Raw genomic sequence first — 18,524 nt, forward strand, 5'->3', positions numbered from 1 at the left:
GATATTAATGCACACCATGATAGAGAGATAATGTCTCACTTCACCTCCCATTAAAAGTAATTAGTTAAATTCAATTTCTGTGAAGGAATGTTAGAAAACACTACCCGAAGTTTTCGAGAGGCCTTTTCGCCTGAAAAGAACACTAACTAATTACATTCACATGAAATAATTAGATTTATATATAACATTCCATAATAAATAACACACAAGAGAGTTAACACAAAAGTTAACCTCCAATTAATGGGTATTTAAAGATAATGTCTAAAGGGTAGTATTGTAGGATTAAACTCCTGCAATATAGACATTGTCACAAAAAAACTATTTTTCAAAACTTTTTCTAAAAGAGTAAATTTTTTCATCAACTATTATTTTTTCAACTGTTTGATAGTTTGGAAAATATGTTTTTGCAAGACAAGATGACAAACCAAAATTTTAATGCAAGTTCAATTTGAATATATACTAATATTTCTGTACGTTACTTGCAATTTTCAGTGAAAACCTGCTAATTTTTAATGATTAAATTTCAATCTGCTTTTCTCTTTTTTAAAGAAACAAATTTCACTGTATATTCTTTTATTAAAATAGATTATATGAAATAAAAGTTACTAAAATCAGAACCATATTTCATCAAAAATGAAATTAATGATATTACCCTATTTAAATATCGATGAAAAAAATATTTTATATAATCAAATATATTACAAATTGATTGATTATAATAAATTTTTTACAAATTTAAATTAAATAACATTAAAAAAACATAAAAATATATATTAAATAACTTTAAAATAATAATTATAGGATTGATTTTCAATAATTTATTCCTATAAATCGAGTTTGGAGGAGAACATCTCTTGTTAATTATGTTCAGTCAGTACATTATTAAACCCCAGATATAGAGATACCCTCCTTCAAATGAGATTAAAAAAATCTCATTTTTAAATTATTTATAACATTAACTAAATATATTCCTATATGACAAAATGTATCATGGTTCAGGGAACCTCATCAAACGCCGGAAAAAGTATGCTTGTAGCAGCATTATGCAGAATATATAAAAATCGAGGATATAACATAGCTCCTTTTAAATCTCAAAATATGTCCTTGAATTCATATACCACCAAAGAAGATGGGGAAATTGGAATAGCTCAGATGCTGCAGGCAGAAGCGGCAATGATTGAGCCCAGCATACACATGAACCCTGTTTTACTAAAGCCAAAGGGGGATTTTACATCCAATGTAATCATTCAGGGAAAATCAATTGGAGATATGAACTTCTATGATTACCAGCACAAATACCATGATACAGCATTTAATGCAATAAAAGAAAGTTTTAAAATTCTATCAGAACAGTATGACATTATTGTCATTGAGGGAGCAGGTTCTCCTGCTGAAATAAATATGAGGGACCAGGATATTGCAAATATGGAAATTGCCCATCTTGCAGATGCCAATGTAATTTTAATTGCAGATATCGAAATGGGAGGAGTTTTTGCAGCAATAGCAGGAACATATGTTCTGCTTGACGATTATGACCGGTCACGTCTAAAAGCAACCGTTATCAATAAGTTCAGAGGCAATCTTGATATTTTAAAACCTGGCCTTGACAGAATTGAAGAGATAACCGGAGAACCTGTTTTAGGAGTGCTTCCTTATGATGAAACATTGAAACTGCCTGAAGAGGACTCAGCATCACTTACCACACACGTTTTTGCTGAAGACAAAGACATTACCATCGCAGTCATACGCCTGCCTAAAATAGCCAATTTTACAGATATCGACCCATTTGAATACGAAGAAGATGTGGCTCTTAAGATGATAGGCATTAATGATGATATAGGAGATGTGGATGCCATTATAATCCCAGGAACCCGTAATTCTACAGAGGACATGTTTGCCCTTCGTGAAAGCGGACTTGCAGATAAAATCATTGCAAAAGCGTCTGAAATTCCGATAGTGGGAATTTGCGGAGGTCTGCAGATTTTAGGCAATGTCATTTATGATGAAGATAAACGTGAATCAAAGCACGGAACAATTGAAGGATTGGGTCTTTTAGATATTGAATCCAGCTTTTCAAGAGAAGGTAAAATTGTTACCCAGTCAACCGCAACAATTCCTGATAACATTGAAGGCCTTGCAGGAGAAATATTTAAAAACATCACAGGAGAGGTAGTCAATGGATATGAAATCCATGAGGGAACCACCAATCTAATAAATTCCTGCGGACTGTTAAACATTAAAAAAGGTCAGGGAAACAACGATGATGGATATATTGACGGAGCTTCAAACGGGAATGTATTTTCAACATATTTCCATGGAATCTTTCACAATTACAACTTCAGACGAGAATTTTTAAATTATATCAGGGTTAAAAAAGGCCTTGAAGCCAGATATGGTGAAGATCCTTATGAAACCCAGAAAGACTATTCCCTCAACAGACTTGCTGAAATTGTTGAAGAGAATTTGGATATGGACATCATCGACGAGCTGATTTTCGGCAAAAAAGAATAACATTAACATTTTTTCATAATGTAAAATACATAGCTGTACTCATCGCTATTTTGTCTAAAAAAGGTGATCTGCTTTTTCAGCACATTAACAAATTCCTTTGCCGATTTATCAATACTTAACGAGTCCAGATTTTTTTCTAATTTTTTATGGAATTCTTTCCAGTCTTCCTTTGGAACAATTACATAATCAATGAATTCATAACCTTCATTTCTTATTTGTGCTATCTTATTTTCAATGGAATCAACTTCAGAGTATATATTTTTCCAAAATTTTACACTTTTAGCTGACGGTTTTTTAATCCAGGAAATATCCGAAACAATTATATATCCACCAGGCTTCAACAGTCGTTTCCACTCTTTTAAACCTTTTCTAAATCCGATGACCTCAATTGATGATTCTGCAAATACGATGTCAAATTCTTCATTGGCAAAATCAGGGTCTTTCATATCCATACAATAGCTAAATACCCGATCTTCAAAATTATTTTCAGCAATTTTCTCATTTAAAACATCCAAGTAATGTTTAAACAAATCTATAGCTTCAATTTCAGAATTTTCAAAATAATTGGCAAGAAGAATTGTAGATGAACCCACGCCACAGCCAATATCCAAAATGTTTAAGTTTGCCTTGCTGTTAATGTTAACTTTATCAATTGCCTTTAATGTTGTATCTGCACTTCCAGGAGACAATCGCTCCAAACCCTCATAAGCCAGATAAAAATATAACGGTATTTCCATATTGAACCTCAAATTGCCTTAATCAATGGTCAAATTAAATAATCTTTTTGCATTTTGTGCAGTTATTCTTATGACTTCATCTTCCTGCATACCTAATTCTTCTGCAATCTTTCCAATTATATATTTTAAGTTCAGTGAGGTATTTTCTTCTCCCTTTTTTTCTTCAGGAGTTAAATAGGGAGAATCTGTCTCAACAAGAATATGATTAATATCTATTTTTTTAACCATTCTTTTTGTTTTCTTGTTGTTAGTGTGAGTAATTGGACCCCCAATTCCAATATAAAAACCTAATTTAATTAATTGCTGAGCCATTTCAGCAGAACCTTGATAACAATGCATAGAACCAACCACATCATGTTTTTTTAATATATCAAATGTATCCTGTATTGACTTTCTTGAATGGACTATTACCGGCAAATCATGCTTTTGGGCAAGATTTAACATCTCTTCAAATAATTCCTTCTGTTTGTCTTTATTTTCTTTAGTATAATAATAATCCAAACCAATTTCTCCAACTGCAATTACTTTATCATTTTCAAGCTGGCTATCCAATAATGAAATATCCTCATCAGTTATTTTATCTGCAAACGTATGGAAATATCCTAAAGCCGCATAGACATTATTATATTTGTCTGACAGTTCCAGTATTTCCAAATTGCTTTGAGGATCAGTACCATTCAATATTATTGAGATATCATTTTTTGCGGCCTCTTTTATAATCTCCTGTGCATTTTCCATCTCACTTTTATAAATATGGCAATGTGTATCTATTAACATAAAAATATCACTTAAAAAGATTTTTTGGATTAAGTTTTTATTGTTTCGTTTTCAATTATTATATAATTAGTCAGATTAAATTAAATTTTTGGTGAGAGGAAATGGAAGACAAGTTTTCAAGAACAGAAATGTTAGTTGGAAATGAAGGAATGAAAAAATTGGAAAATGCCAAGGTTGCAGTTTTCGGCCTTGGAGGAGTAGGTTCTTTTGTCTGTGAAGGACTTGCCAGAAGCGGAGTGGGCAATTTTGTTTTGATAGACTTTGACAAGATAGATAAAAGCAATATCAACAGGCAGCTGATTGCAACAGAAAATACAATCGGAAAATATAAAACTGACTTGATGAAGGAGCGAATTTTAGAAATCAATCCGGATGCAAATGTTGAAATCCACAGGGAATTTTATATGGCCGATTCAAAAACAGACATCATTACAAAGGACCTTTCATATGCCGTCGACTGTGTGGATACAATAATGGCCAAAATAGCTATTATCTGCAGCTGTGATGCCCTTGATGTGCCTGTAATTTCTTCAATGGGAACCGGAAACAAGTTAGACCCTACAATGTTTGAAGTGGCCGACATTTATGAAACTTCAGTATGTCCGCTTGCCAGAATAATGAAAAAGGACCTAAAAAAGAGAAATATAGAAAAATTAAAAGTGGTTTATTCAAAGGAACATCCGATAAACACTAACGACTGTGCTATAAATCAAAATAGAAAGTATAAAGTAAAAGGCAGTGTTTCATTTGTGCCTTCTGTTGCTGGACTGATTATTGCGGGAGAAGTAATAAAAGACATCGCCATCAACTGATTTTCAAAATTAATATTTTTTCCAAACCTCCCCTAATTTTTCAAATACATTTTAATAATTTCAAGCGATAAAACAAGTGTTCTTTAAAAAATTTAGGCATACATAAAAATTTATATAGTATCCTAACCTACCATTATATAAATATAAATTAAATAATGGAGAAATACATATGAATTTAGAAGGTGTAGAAAAAACAATGCTTTTAACATTATTTGCTAAAGCAAAACATTCCCAGCAAAAAAATCATAAATTCTATGATTCAAAGGCAATAGAAGTGATTTCAAAAGTCGATTATGATTTCAGCATAGCTGAAAAGGACAGATTCATGCAGCTTGGAACAATTGCAAGAACAATAGTGCTGGATAAAATGGTAAAAGAATATATAAATGCTCATCCAGAATGTACAATAGTCAATATTGCATCAGGAATGGACACACGATTCAACAGACTGGACAATGGTAAAATCAATTGGTATAATGTCGATTTGGAAAATTCTGCCAATTACAGATTAAAATACATTGAAGATACCGACAGAGTAACAACTCTCGCATATTCCGCAATGGATCCTAACTGGGCTCAGGAAATTCAAATAAGAAATGATGTTTTATTTATAGTTGAAGGATTAACAATGTATTTAACTCAAAAAGATGTTGAAAATATCATAAATATAATAGATGACAACTTTGACAAATGCACAATTTTCATGGAGATAATGCCTCCTGTTTCAGTGGAAAATACAAAAGAAGCATCAATAGAAGATACTGACACCAAATTCATATGGGGTGTTGAAAAAGGCCATGAACTGACAAAATTCAACCCTAACTTTAAATGGATAAAAGACGTTAACCTATTTGATGGCGTGAATGTCTATAAACCTCATTATAAGATTATTACCTGGCTTCCATTATTAAGAAAAAGAATGGATTATATTGCAGTACTGGCAAAATAAACACTACATTTGAGCTGGTGCTGCTATAAGCACTAGCTTAGATTACATTTAAAAAAAAAATCATTTTATATCAACAATGGCCATCCATTCTAAAAACTTATCTGAAAAGGACACAATATTTTCTTCTGTTTTTATCATATAACCGTTAAAAATAGCCAAAAGATTACAGACAATACAAATAGAAAGATATTCTGAGAAATCAATATTAACCCAACTGCTATATAATAATGCAGTATATATCGGATGTCTTACATAATCATATACTCCATTTATAATCAAATTATTGTTTTCAATTTATCCATTTCTGAGAAAAAAAGCGCAGGAATCCAGAAAAAATATCCCTAAAATTAAAAAGACCATATTTAATTCATTTATTTTATAGATTGGGATTAAATGATAATAAGAGCATATGGAGGAAGTAATTGTTATTATTCCAATTACTGAAATTAAATATGGCCCTATACCAAAAATTGGCAAATGATTTTCATCCATATTATAATTATTGTTTTTATAATATAAATAATTTAGGTATGCCTAAATTTATTCTGATTAATTCAATTTCAATTCCCACCACCACCTAAAAAGAAATCTTTAAGTTTACTTTCATCAATTTTATAATTACCCGCAATTTTGCCCTGATCAAAATGAATTATATGAGAGCATACCTCACAAATCAATTCAAAATCATGAGTTATGATAAAAGAAGTAATTCCTAAACTCTGCAAATACCTTAAGTTATCAGAAACTTTTATCATATTTTTTAAGTCAAGCCCACTTGTCGGTTCATCAAAAATCAATATCTCTTTTTTAGATGCAATAGCTGATGCAATTGCCACCCTCTGCTTTTCACCACCAGATAATGCCATCGGATGGGCATCTTTTAGATGAATCAGATTTAGATTTCTAAGAATTTCTTCAGCCAAATCCACATCCTCCTCATCCATGCTTAGCAGCACTTCATCTAGAACACTTTCTGTGAATAATTGATGATTGACATCCTGCATTACCATATAAGATTTTTTAAGCCTATCCTTTCTCTTTAGAGATTTTCCATTACAAATTAGCTCACCTTTACATGATTTTTTAAGACCGCATAAACAGTTGGCGAATGTTGATTTTCCAGCGCCATTCTTACCAATAATAGCTATTATTTCATTTTTTGGAACTTTAACATCATCAATGTCTAAAACTTGAGTTTTGCCATAATTAAATTTGAAATTTTTAAGTTCTAAAAATTCATGATTATCGGAATAATATTCTTTATGTTTAAACTGCAAATTATCCAAGTTTAATTGTCTTAATCCTAAATTTCTATGATTTAAATTTTTAAATTCCTCAATTGACCACTCATTATTGACTTTTCCATTTTTTATAAAAATAACTCTATCAACCACATCATTTAAAAAGAATAGTTTATGCTCAGCAATAATTACCGTCTTTCCTTGTTCTTTCCATTTTTTAATAATATTTTCAAAATCCCAGCTTGACCTGAAATCCAAGTTAGAAGAAGGCTCATCCAAAACAAAAATATCCGGACAAACTGCAGATACTGATGCACATGCAATTTTTTGCTTTTCACCTCCAGATAATTTAAAAATATTTTTATCAATCAAATTTTTAATGTTAAATTCATCCACTACACTATTGAATCTCTTTTTAATCTCATCAACATCCATTGCTAGATTTTCACATCCAAAAACAATTTCTGAAGTTGTATCAACATTAAAAAATTGGGTTTTGGGGTTTTGAAAAACAGACCCTACATGTTTTGAAATTTCATATATCGGCATTTCACTAATTAGACCATTTTTTAAATAGACATTTCCTTCACGCTCCCCATTAAAGAAATTAGGAATTAATCCATTTAAAAAGCGTGTAATCGTTGTTTTTCCGCATCCGGACTCACCACAGAGCAGAATAACTTCTCCTTTTTTAATGTTTAAATTAATATCAGTTAAATTTTGGGCAGTACCATTGTTTTCATAGGTAAATGAAACATCTTCCATTTTAAGCAATTAGAACACCTCTTAAAAAGTTATATACATAAATTCCAAAGCCAATAAATGTGATTGCTAAAAGGGCGTAATCAAATTTAGTCCAATTCGCTTCAATCAAATGAGTCCTAGGTTCAGGATTACTTAGACCCCTCGTAAGGGAAGCTGCTGACAGTTCATCTGCAGTTTTAACTGCACTGATTAAAATTGGAATCATGTAAAATTCAATCAGCTTTAATGGGTTTTTAAAGGATTTAAGATTAAATCCAAATCCTCTCATTTTCATTGCATTGGTTATAGATTTGATTTCTTCTAAAACTGATGGGATATATCTAAAAACAACTGAAATTGGAATAATTATATGACGTGGAATATTACTTTTTTCCATTGATGCAATAAATTCGCTTACTTTTGTAGTTGAAATAGTATAATATCCCATCATAAGAATTGGCAACATTCTGGTGGCAGTATAACTAAAAGTAATTAATACAATTGCTATAAATCCAGTTGAAGTAGGGAGAACAGAAATCTGAATATATTTTGCCAATGCATAAACTACAACATATATTAATGCAGATTTTCTATGATTTGAAAAGAACAAACAAACAGAGGGAATTAAAACTAAAACGCCACTGGCATATAATGATATATCATTAAAAACCATAAAACTTAAAATAGCTAGTATAATAATTTTACTTCGAGGATCTAAATTAAAATTTAGTTCTAATCCCATCAACATCACCTTAAGCTATACCCGCCTTAATAAAATGTTTTTTCAAAACTATTTTACCAATATATGCACTAATTAAACCAACAATGAAAGTTAAGATAACTAAAACTATTAAAAAATTGGTTTGCAAATATGGTGCAATAACATTAACATAGTCATTTCCCATTGATGTACGCATAGCAGACATAAATACATCCCTTAAAATGAAGAATGGTAACATATTACCCATTATACCCAATATGAAAACTGCATAACTGATAATTGAATTTTTGATTGAAGAATAATTTCCCATTTTTAATATAACATCTGCAATTAATGCACATACAGTAAATGTTACAATAGGCACCCATGTATGTCCGCTTAAAAACATCACAATACCCATAATCAAACCTAACAGAGTAACCATTCCAAATTTAGAAACTCTTGTTAAAAACAGCATATATGGAATTCCACAAATTAATGCGGATAAAACCGGAAGTGCCAACATCACCATAGGAATATAACCTAACATTCCGAAAACAAATATTAAAACAATAAGTATCACCGAGAATATACCTACAGTGATTAAATCTTTAACGTTTAATCTTTCACTCATATAAATTTCCTCCTAATCTTTAAATTTAATGAAATGGCAATTAAATTTGCCATTCCCCACTTAAATTTTGTAAATCAACCATTTTCTTAAACAGATTGTTTTGAGCTAATAACTCATCCGGTGAACCTTGCTCAACGATTCTACCATCATCAAGAACAATAATATTATCTGCATTTGCAATTGTACGCATCCTATGAGCTATGATAATTACAGTTTTGTTTTTAATTAGCTCAGATAATGCTTTTTGGATTTTGGATTCGTTTTCAACATCCAAAAATGAAGTTGCCTCATCTAAAAGAATAACATTTGCGTCTTTAAGCATTGCTCTTGCAATCGATATTCTTTGCCTTTGACCACCAGACAACAGCTCCCCATTTTCACCTATTATGGTATCATATCCATCAGGGAGTTTTTGTACAAATTCATCACATTCGGCAAGTTTTGCAGCTTCAATAACTTCTTCATCTGTTGCATCTTTTCGACCGACACGGATATTTTCCAAAATTGAATTATTGAACAATATGACATCCTGAAAAACGATTGAAAAGTTTTCCAAAAGTTTTTCCGAATCCAGTTTTGATAAATCCTGGCCACCCAAAGTTACTCTCCCAGAAACAGGATCCCAGAATCTTGCTGCCAGTTTTGAGACTGTGGATTTTCCTCCACCTGACGGGCCAACAAGTGCTGTAACTTCACCCTGTTTAGCTGTGAAATTAATGTCATTTAAAACATTTTTTAACTCATCATAATTGAAATCGACATCATCAAATTCAATATCATACCCGTTTAAAGAATAATCAGTCAGTCCATCATCAACCACCAATGATTCAATTTCTTTGGTTCTTTCGATTTTTATATCCATCATCAATATTTCAGATAAAAACATCAATCCGTTTTCAACAGGTGCATAAACTGTAGCAGAAGCAATCAGGAATATTAAAAGTGTGAATAAAGATACCTGTGAACCCATTATTAAATAGGAACCCAAAAGGATTACAGAAACTATTCCTAAATTCAGAACAACTTTACCTGTAATGACCCCTGCAGCAGCCATCAATTCTGCTTTGATTCTTGATTTTTCAATTTTGGATGTTAATCTGTTTATTTTTCCAAAATATTCCTCTTCATAGTTATATGATTTTAAATCCCTGACTGATTCAATGCATTCCTGCATAGTATCACCACAATCAAGCAAATCTTCCATTACAATTTCCCCACCATTATAGATGAGAATTTTTGATACCCATAAAATCGCAAAGGCAACCGGAACAGGCCATAAAAGCGCAATAGCTAATCTCCAGTCAAAGATAAACATACCAATTGCAACAAGACATAACGAAATTATAGAACCAAGCAATTGAGGAATTGCATGTGAAAAAACATGCTCCAAATCTGTACAATCATTCATGATTGTTGCAGTCAAATCAGCCAGATCCCTATTTTCAAAAAAGGACAATGGGAGTTTCCTTAAGTTTTCACCAAGATTAATACGTCTTTTTTCACTTTCTGTATAAGTTGTATTGAATACAAAATGATATTGTTTCCAGGCAAATGCAAAGATAATTCCCAAAACAATCAATATCAATAAAATAAACATGCCAAGGTTTGGCTCAATAATTTCTCCGCCGGTTAACGGTTCTACCCACATATAGATGAGTAATGCATATAGACCCACCGGCAACATGAATGATATATTTAAAAGGGCAGTGTAGATTATGCCCTTAATCAAATTATCTGAACCCTGTTTTGTAAGTCCAAATCGTCGTGTGAAAAATTCAAATATCATTTATGCCACCTCACTTTTCACTTTCCATTGAATGGATTTGTTGAATTCATCCCACATCCTTGAATAAAGACCGCCATCTTCAACAAGGTTATTATGATTACCATTCTCTACAATTCGTCCATTATCAACTACATATATTTTATCCACATTCTTTACTGTGGACAATCTATGAGCAATCATAATAACTGTTTTATCCCGAGTAATTTCAGAGATTGCCTTTTGAATCATATATTCGTTTTCAGGATCCGCCAATGCGGTAGCTTCATCAAGAATGATAATCGGAGCATCTTTAAGGATTGCACGTGCAAGAGCTATTCTCTGTTGCTGACCTCCTGAAAGATAAGTTCCTTCAGTCCCAATTACTGTATTGATACCATCCGGCAGTTCTTCAATGATATCATCACACTGAGCCAAACTAAGGGCTTTTTTAACATCATCTTTTGAGGCGCCTTTTCGACCAATAGCGACATTATTGTAAATTGAATCCTTAAACAATGTAGTATTCTGGAATACAAATGAAATATTCTGCATTAATTCTTTTGTTGATATATCCCTTACATCAACTTCACCAACTTTAATTGAACCTTCATTAACATCCCAGAATCTAGGAATTAGAGAAGCTATCGTGGTTTTACCTCCACCAGAAGGTCCAACTAATGCGACAGTTTCATTTTCATTAATTTTAAAATTAATATCATTTAGTATATGTTCATCAGCATCAGTTTTTTCATAGTCAAAATAGACACCTTCAAATTCGATTGAATGATTTTTAGGTTTTTGAGGATTTGATGCTTCAACCAAAGGTTCTTCTGCTAAAATCTCTTCAATCCCTTCTAAAGCATGACTTGCTAACATCCAGTCTTGAGAAACTGTCATAATCCTGTTCATCATTACTGCACAGATTGGTGTGAATATTATATAGAACATGAAATCGGCAAAAAATTTTCTATCGACAACAGATCCTGCAAGCAATATACCTGCGGGAATCAACAGAGCAAAAAATCCATTGATTGACACTGTAAAAGAGGTCATTGGAAGTTGTGTAGACAATGAATAATTTGCGGAGAATTTTCCATAATTTCTAATAGCATCAATAAAGTTTTTAAATGAATAAACACTTTGTTGAAATGCTTTTGTAACTGGAATTCCTCTAACATATTCCACTGCTTCCGCATTCATTTTTTCAAGGTATGTTTGATATTCAACCATCAGATTTTGAGATTCACTTGAAAACATCGGATACATAAATATAAAACACAGGATAATCGGAATAATGCAGACAAATCCTAAACGCCAATCAAAACTGAACAACAATATTAAAAATGCTATTGGAGTTACAACAGCACCAACCAAATCAAATAATTGATGAGCCAAGAATGTTTCAGTTTTTGAAGTACTAAAATCAATTACTTTTCTAAGTCCACCGCTAGTATGGTTTGAAAAATATCCCAAAGGCAGTTTAAGCAAATGATTTACAGCCGCATCCTTCATGTTTTTTTCATTTCTGAATGCGGATAAGTGTGTACCCATTAAACCAAAAAAGTTTAAAACAATTCCTCCAACTGCAAATGCAAATGCGTTAAATGCATAAACATCCAGGTTCTGAGCCTGACTGAAGTTGGGAGCGACAGTTAAAAGAGCATTAACTACATTCCAAATATATATGAATGGAACTAACAGGCATATTGCGCTTAAAGCAGATAATATCATGCCCAAGATTGATAAATATTTATAATTACCCGAATAATTTAATAATCGTATAAATTTATTTTTACTTTGAGTATTTGACATAATAAACTCCTTATAATTTAATTTAGGTATGCCTAAAAATTTAAATGAAGTCTAAAAGGACAATGCTTTAAAATATCTTAAAAATAATTAAAAGAACAATTTTAAAGAAATATTAAAAAAAATAATTAGACATTCCTTATTTTCATTATTAAGTATTTTTAAAATAAGTATATAAATTTATTTGAACTAAAAAGACAAAAATATACCAAAAAGACAAATATTAATTTTTGTATTCAGATGGTGTGCATCCAACATACTCCTTAAATGCCTGGCTAAACTTTGAAGGAGAAGCATAACCAACTTTTTTGGAGATTTCAGAGATAGACAACTCATCATCTTCAAGCAAACGACAAGCATAATCCAGTTTATACTCCTTTCTCCATTTAAAAATTGGTTTTCCATAAACTTCCTTAAAACAATTTTTGAGAGCTGTTTTGCTTATACCATGCTTATCAGCCAAATCATCAATAGTAATCTTACTTTCTAAATCACCAATTAACTCATTTTTAACGTCTTCAACTATATCAACTTGCTTTTTAGAAAGTGAAAGTGATTCTGTTTTAGATTCCGCAGATATAGAGAAAAATAAAAGTAATTCCAAACATTTCAATTTAAAATAAGACTCTTTAATTCGTTCATCAACACAATATAACTCACCAATTACATGATCGATTTTTTGATTTGACCTAACTAACCTATAACCTTTGGATTTTTCTAAATGCTCATATAACTCAATTAAATCCAAATCAGGAATAAGTTCCTTAATCCGTTCATTTGCAACATCAACATCAATGAAAATCTCCAATCCTTCATAATATCCTAAAGGAAAATCAGAATGTGTTTTAGTTACATCATAAATACCAACACACAAATCCCCCTTCCCAAAATAAACAATTTTATCATCACCAATTGCATAGGAATATCTGCCTTTAGCGCAATGATTAATCTGAAGTAAACGAGAAGGAATTTCATCTTCAAAAAATACATTATTTATATTGTCAATTTGGATGTCAATAAAAGCTATGATAATTCCATCAAATAAAGAGTAAGTGACCATTTTTCCGTATTCAGCATTTTTTCCCAATACGATTGTCTTTTTTGAATCATCACCTATAATTGAAAATTCAGATTGTACAACTTTGTCAAACATTCCGTAAAGATTTTCATTCATATGCTTAATTTGAAATCGATTTTATTTAAATTTTAATTGAATACTTTACTTTAGAGAAATATCAAAGTATTGCTTTGCAGAGCGTATATAGTTACCAAAACCATTATTACAGTTTAAAAATCAGTTAATTTTCATTATTGTAAATGATTGTCAAAAAAAAGTAGATATCTAAAGAGATATCCAAAAATATGAAAAAAATCATTGAAAAAATATTTCAACGATATTTTTCTTTAAAAATCAGAAATTATTCAGATTTTAAATTTAATGTTTCTTTTTCAATGTCAATTTTTTCATTTAAAAGAGTTGAAATTTCATCCATTTCATCTTTAACAACTGAAATATCTTCTTCAATGGATACTAATTCATTTACATCTTTCATGTCTTTTACAAGATTTTTAATTAAATCATTTTTAGTTTTTTGCAATTTCAAAAGAGCTTTTAATAAGATTTCTTGTAATTTATTTTGTGTTTTAAATAAAATAAATTCTATTGGTTCTTCACCAGCTTCAATTTCAGCATCAGTAGCATCTAATAATTTAATTACATCTTTGTCCACATCATCTTCAACTTTATACATTATTTTAATAGCTTTTTCAATGTGAGCAGATATTTTCTTTTCAGTGTATGATTCTTTTAATTCTAATTTTTTTTCTTCACGTTTAATTTTTGCTTGTGCTTTTTTTTCTTCATATTGAACTTTTTTTTCATCAATTTTTACAGAAAGTTTTTCTTTTTGTTCATCAAAACTCATTATATCACATCGTATTTATATAATTAATAATTTATTAATTCAATAAATAAACTTTTTGATTTTTATTAAAAAAAAATGAATTCATTAAAACAAAAAAAATATATCTAATATTAAACATGATTAAAATTTAAACTATGAGTTTACATCTATTTAAAATTAAAAATTATAAACAAAATAATTATCTTATCCATTAATCAATAGTATTATATCTAAAATATAACATCTTAAAATTGACACATAATATTTAATTATTCGCACAATCGTCAGATGTTAATTGATTTTAAATTGCGGGTCTAAGGAATATAAAATTATTCCTCAGATAACCTCTGGCCCAATTCATATGCCCTTTGCAAATCCTTTGGAAATTGTGTTTTCTCGCTTTCAATCTTATGTTCAGGATCAAACATATTGTTAACATAGGCAGAATACTGTTTGAATTGTTTTGTATCATATGCATATAATGATTCACATTCTCCAAAAATAGTTGAAAGGTATCCTCTCATGATGGCCAACTGGTCTTCGCCATTGAAATAATCCATTTCCTTTGGCACATTCATAGTGTATATCATTGCTGTTTTTACTTCCTTTTTAATTTTAGATACTCTGTTGCCGTCTTCATCAATTAGATAAGTATCCGCAGCAAAAAGCAATCTTTCCAAAAATGCCTGAGCATATGAAGATATTGATCCGTAATAGATTGGAGTTCCCAAAACAATTGCATCTGCCTTAAGGCATGTTTTAAGGATTTCCTTTAAATCATCTCTCCAGAAACATAACGGATTTTCAAGATTCTTTTTTAAATGACATGCAAAACAGCTCATACATCCTTTAAAATCATAACTATACAACTCAATGTATTCTACATCTGCACCATTATCCACTGCACCATCAACTACCTTTTTGCATAGCTGTGCAGTGTTTCCCATTTTTCTCGGACTTGCATTAATAACAACTATATTCATGATGTGAACTATATTACTCAGGGTATTAATATTCTTATATTTTTCGGATGGTTTTATTCAGTTCTTCTTTAATTATTTTTACGCAATCTTCAGCTTCACTGTCTAATCTGAAAGGATCTTTTGCAGATACTTCAAATTCATCTAAAATTTCATTTACTGCAATAGTCTCACTTACATCAATTCCCTTATTTTTCAGGATTATGTTAACACATCCATTTGGACATCCATTAACTGCCACTATAGGATATTTTTTAAGCATCTCATCATTTTTACCTTCAATATCAGCTGAAGTCGAACCCATGCAAATTGAAATAATATTTTTATGTTCGCTCCTGCAGTCTCCAACCGCCACCCGGGAAATCAAACCGTTTGCACTCATGCCATTGCATGGTGCCAATGCAATTTTATCTTTCATTAACTCACCAATATCAATTTCTTAACTTTAAAGTTATTCCTCTTTTTGAAGCGCAATCATTCAATATTCTTTTTGCACAGTAAGAATTTTCATTTAAACTAAACCAACTTTTAGATGTTGAAAATTCCTAGGTTTTTATAATATATCATTGGTTATTAGATATTAATCCTAGGCTACACTAGTCCCCATGGTTCAGACAATTTTACACATATTAATATTTTACTTTTTTAACTGGGATATCGTAGAAAAAAAAAGTTTTAAATAGTCTAGTCATTGCCATTAATCAGTATGCAATGTGACTATTTAAAGTTCATTAGATAAGCAATATCATTATGCACAATTCATCCCTAACGTATAAAGTTAGGGTATTATTGCATTATTTAGATAAATTAAATTTTTATTCAATTTTAAATATTTTATCAAAACCTGAAATAACCAATATTTCCATAATAGCATCATTAACATTTCTAATAACCATTGGAATATTTTCAGCATTCAATTTCTTTTGAGTTGCAATTAAAACACGTAAACCTGCACTTGAAATATATTCCAAGTTAGAAAAATCAAAAATTAATGAATCAAACTTGCCCATTTCATCCATGACTTCATTTTCAAAATCAGGTGCAGTAACAGTATCAACACGGTCTCCAACTTCCATTGTTAACTCTTTTTCATTATATTTCTTTTCAATTTTCATATAAATCACTTAATGAATTTTTAAACTAAAATAATTTTAATTATTAAATAGATGTTTACTATTGATAAAATATTATATTCATAATTATAAATTTTTAAACATATAAAACTTGTTTTTTTATGTCTTCAGTTACTTTCAGGAATTTAAGTGATTTTTAAAAAATCAGATTATCCTTGTCTCAATATTTTAATACTAAATAAACTCTTTTTAAAATTTCTTCAATTGTTTTAAATAATTTTTTTATGTTTATTGAGAAGTTTTAAAAAGCAATTTTCAATTTTATACTATTACAACGGAGAACGTACTTAATATTTATTCAAAATTATACACTCATACAAAATAATTTATAATAAAAATAAAATAATATGATAATAATGTACAGTTTTATTACATGCGTATTGATTTTGATTGCATCATATTTTATTTATGGAAAAGTTATTGAAAAAGTAGCCGGCGTAGATGAAACCCGCGAAACCCCAGTCCATAGATTACAGGACGGAGTGGACTATATGCCTATGTCCAGAGCAAAGAATTTTTTAGTTCATTTTTTAAATATTGCAGGTTTAGGACCTATTTTTGGAGCAATACAAGGTGCTTTATTTGGTCCTGCAGCATTCCTATGGATTACATTCGGTACAATTTTCATTGGAGGAGTTCATGATTTCTTCTCAGGATACATGTCCCTTAGAAATGACGGTTTAACCATGCCAAAGATTGTTTCAAAATATTTGGGAAACCGAATTGAAAAATATGTTGCAGTCCTCATAATTCTCACAGGAATTCTTGTTTCAGCTACTTTTGCAAAAGGAGCTGCAGATTTAATCAGCAACTTGACCAGTATCCCCGTACTTATTTGCATAACAATAATATTTCTTTATTTCATTATTGCCACCATATTTCCAATTGATAAAATTATTGGAAAAATATATCCTATTTTTGGAGCGTTTTTATTGATTATGGCATTGATAATGATTGTAGGAGTATTCATAAATCCTGCATACACTATCCCCGAATTTACAACAAGCGGATTGTACTTAACTGACAAAAACATTTTCCCATATCTGTTTGTCACTATTGCCTGTGGTGCTATTTCAGGTTTTCATGCATCCCAATCTCCGATTGTTGCAAGATGTATGGAAAATGAGAATGACGCTAGACCTGTATTTTTTGGAGCTATGGTTTTAGAGGGAATTGTTGCTCTTATTTGGGCAGCTGTTGCAATGGCATTTTTCCACAGTCAGCCTCAACTTGCCGCAATTTATAATGCATCACCTGCAGTGGCAGTTAATAGAATGGCAACAGTTTTGGTCGGACCTGTCGGTTTATTACTAACAATCATTGGAGTTGTTGTCTGCCCTATTACAACTGGAGACACAGCACTTAGAAGTTCAAGAATAACCATTGCAGATCAACTTCATCTTAACCATGAAAAAATAATTTCAAGACTTGAAGTAGGAATTCCTCTGTTTTTAATATCCTTTGGATTGACTTTTATTGATTTCAGTTTAATCTGGAGATATTTCGCATGGTCCCAATTGATAGTAGCTACAATAGTGCTATATGCTGCGAGCGTATATCTAATTAAAAAAGAAAAGCAATACATTATTGCATTAGCACCGGCGATAGTATGTACTTTAATTGCATTTGCATATATCCTTCAAGCACCAGAAGGATTAAGACTGCCTTCAATGATATCAAATATAATTTCAATTATTGCAACAGCCATTATAACAGCAATATTTCTTAAAAAATACAAATAGCAAATTAATAGAAAATAGCTATTAAAATCTTAAAACTAAACTAATAATTATTTAATTATCTTAATTCATAGATAATTTTCTAAAAG

17 protein-coding genes are annotated in these 18,524 nt (G+C 30.6%); 4 read left to right on the forward strand and 13 right to left on the reverse strand.

What is annotated here, in order from left to right; genetic code table 11:
• The first annotated feature begins 975 nt into the window (after nucleotides 1-975).
• Nucleotides 976-2,511: a cobyric acid synthase CobQ gene (cobQ, locus tag QZU75_RS03210; RefSeq protein WP_296881512.1), complete on the forward strand. Its 1,536-nt coding sequence runs from the start codon at nucleotides 976-978 to the stop codon at nucleotides 2,509-2,511.
• Between the two features lie 2 nt (nucleotides 2,512-2,513).
• On the opposite strand, the gene QZU75_RS03215 is transcribed toward cobQ, so the two are convergent.
• On the reverse strand, nucleotides 2,514-3,248 hold the full coding sequence (locus tag QZU75_RS03215; RefSeq protein WP_296881513.1) for a class I SAM-dependent methyltransferase: 735 nt from the start codon (nucleotides 3,246-3,248) through the stop codon (nucleotides 2,514-2,516).
• Between the two features lie 18 nt (nucleotides 3,249-3,266).
• Nucleotides 3,267-4,025, reverse strand: a complete 759-nt coding sequence (locus QZU75_RS03220; protein WP_296881514.1) for a TatD family hydrolase — start codon at nucleotides 4,023-4,025, stop codon at nucleotides 3,267-3,269.
• A 101-nt stretch (nucleotides 4,026-4,126) separates the two neighbouring features.
• Between QZU75_RS03220 and QZU75_RS03225 the strand changes: the two genes are divergently transcribed.
• Entirely contained in the window at nucleotides 4,127-4,837 is a 711-nt protein-coding gene (locus tag QZU75_RS03225; RefSeq protein ID WP_296881515.1) for a tRNA threonylcarbamoyladenosine dehydratase, read from the forward strand.
• 169 nt (nucleotides 4,838-5,006) lie between these two features.
• Nucleotides 5,007-5,786 carry a class I SAM-dependent methyltransferase gene (locus tag QZU75_RS03230; RefSeq protein WP_296881516.1) on the forward strand — a complete coding sequence of 260 codons (780 nt, stop codon included), beginning with the start codon at nucleotides 5,007-5,009 and terminating at the stop codon, nucleotides 5,784-5,786.
• 60 nt (nucleotides 5,787-5,846) lie between these two features.
• Here QZU75_RS03230 and QZU75_RS03235 read toward each other — a convergent pair whose 3' ends face one another.
• The 11 genes from QZU75_RS03235 to QZU75_RS03285 all read right to left on the reverse strand — a co-directional run bounded on the left by QZU75_RS03235 (nucleotide 5,847) and on the right by QZU75_RS03285 (nucleotide 16,678).
• Nucleotides 5,847-6,065 (reverse strand): isoprenylcysteine carboxylmethyltransferase family protein, encoded by a 219-nt coding sequence (locus QZU75_RS03235; RefSeq protein WP_296881517.1) that lies wholly within the window; start codon nucleotides 6,063-6,065, stop codon nucleotides 5,847-5,849.
• Nucleotides 6,066-6,346: 281 nt separating this feature from the next.
• Nucleotides 6,347-7,801 carry an energy-coupling factor ABC transporter ATP-binding protein gene (locus QZU75_RS03240; RefSeq protein ID WP_363139635.1) on the reverse strand — a complete coding sequence of 485 codons (1,455 nt, stop codon included), beginning with the start codon at nucleotides 7,799-7,801 and terminating at the stop codon, nucleotides 6,347-6,349.
• Nucleotides 7,794-8,513: an energy-coupling factor transporter transmembrane component T gene (locus tag QZU75_RS03245; protein ID WP_296881518.1), complete on the reverse strand. Its 720-nt coding sequence runs from the start codon at nucleotides 8,511-8,513 to the stop codon at nucleotides 7,794-7,796. The genes QZU75_RS03240 and QZU75_RS03245 overlap by 8 nt, the downstream gene beginning before the upstream one ends.
• A gap of 10 nt (nucleotides 8,514-8,523) precedes the next feature.
• Nucleotides 8,524-9,105 carry an MptD family putative ECF transporter S component gene (locus QZU75_RS03250; protein WP_296881519.1) on the reverse strand — a complete coding sequence of 194 codons (582 nt, stop codon included), beginning with the start codon at nucleotides 9,103-9,105 and terminating at the stop codon, nucleotides 8,524-8,526.
• A gap of 40 nt (nucleotides 9,106-9,145) precedes the next feature.
• A complete protein-coding gene (locus QZU75_RS03255) occupies nucleotides 9,146-10,891 on the reverse strand; it encodes an ABC transporter ATP-binding protein (RefSeq protein WP_296881520.1) in 1,746 nt (581 codons plus the stop codon).
• Complete coding sequence (locus tag QZU75_RS03260) at nucleotides 10,892-12,682, reverse strand: ABC transporter ATP-binding protein (protein WP_296881521.1); 1,791 nt, start codon at nucleotides 12,680-12,682, stop codon at nucleotides 10,892-10,894.
• 220 nt (nucleotides 12,683-12,902) lie between these two features.
• A complete protein-coding gene (locus QZU75_RS03265; protein WP_296881522.1) occupies nucleotides 12,903-13,853 on the reverse strand; it encodes an AraC family transcriptional regulator in 951 nt (316 codons plus the stop codon).
• A 244-nt stretch (nucleotides 13,854-14,097) separates the two neighbouring features.
• Nucleotides 14,098-14,604, reverse strand: a complete 507-nt coding sequence (locus QZU75_RS03270; protein WP_296881523.1) for a hypothetical protein — start codon at nucleotides 14,602-14,604, stop codon at nucleotides 14,098-14,100.
• Nucleotides 14,605-14,912: 308 nt separating this feature from the next.
• Entirely contained in the window at nucleotides 14,913-15,566 is a 654-nt protein-coding gene (locus QZU75_RS03275; RefSeq protein WP_296881524.1) for a flavodoxin family protein, read from the reverse strand.
• A 34-nt stretch (nucleotides 15,567-15,600) separates the two neighbouring features.
• Nucleotides 15,601-15,981 carry a putative zinc-binding protein gene (locus QZU75_RS03280; RefSeq protein WP_296881525.1) on the reverse strand — a complete coding sequence of 127 codons (381 nt, stop codon included), beginning with the start codon at nucleotides 15,979-15,981 and terminating at the stop codon, nucleotides 15,601-15,603.
• A gap of 397 nt (nucleotides 15,982-16,378) precedes the next feature.
• A complete protein-coding gene (locus tag QZU75_RS03285; RefSeq protein WP_296881526.1) occupies nucleotides 16,379-16,678 on the reverse strand; it encodes an STAS domain-containing protein in 300 nt (99 codons plus the stop codon).
• Between the two features lie 374 nt (nucleotides 16,679-17,052).
• Between QZU75_RS03285 and QZU75_RS03290 the strand changes: the two genes are divergently transcribed.
• Complete coding sequence (locus tag QZU75_RS03290; protein ID WP_296881527.1) at nucleotides 17,053-18,438, forward strand: carbon starvation protein A; 1,386 nt, start codon at nucleotides 17,053-17,055, stop codon at nucleotides 18,436-18,438.
• The last annotated feature ends 86 nt before the right edge of the window (nucleotides 18,439-18,524 follow it).

The organism is uncultured Methanobrevibacter sp., assembly GCF_902764455.1.
Taxonomy (GTDB): Archaea; Methanobacteriota; Methanobacteria; order Methanobacteriales; family Methanobacteriaceae; genus Methanocatella.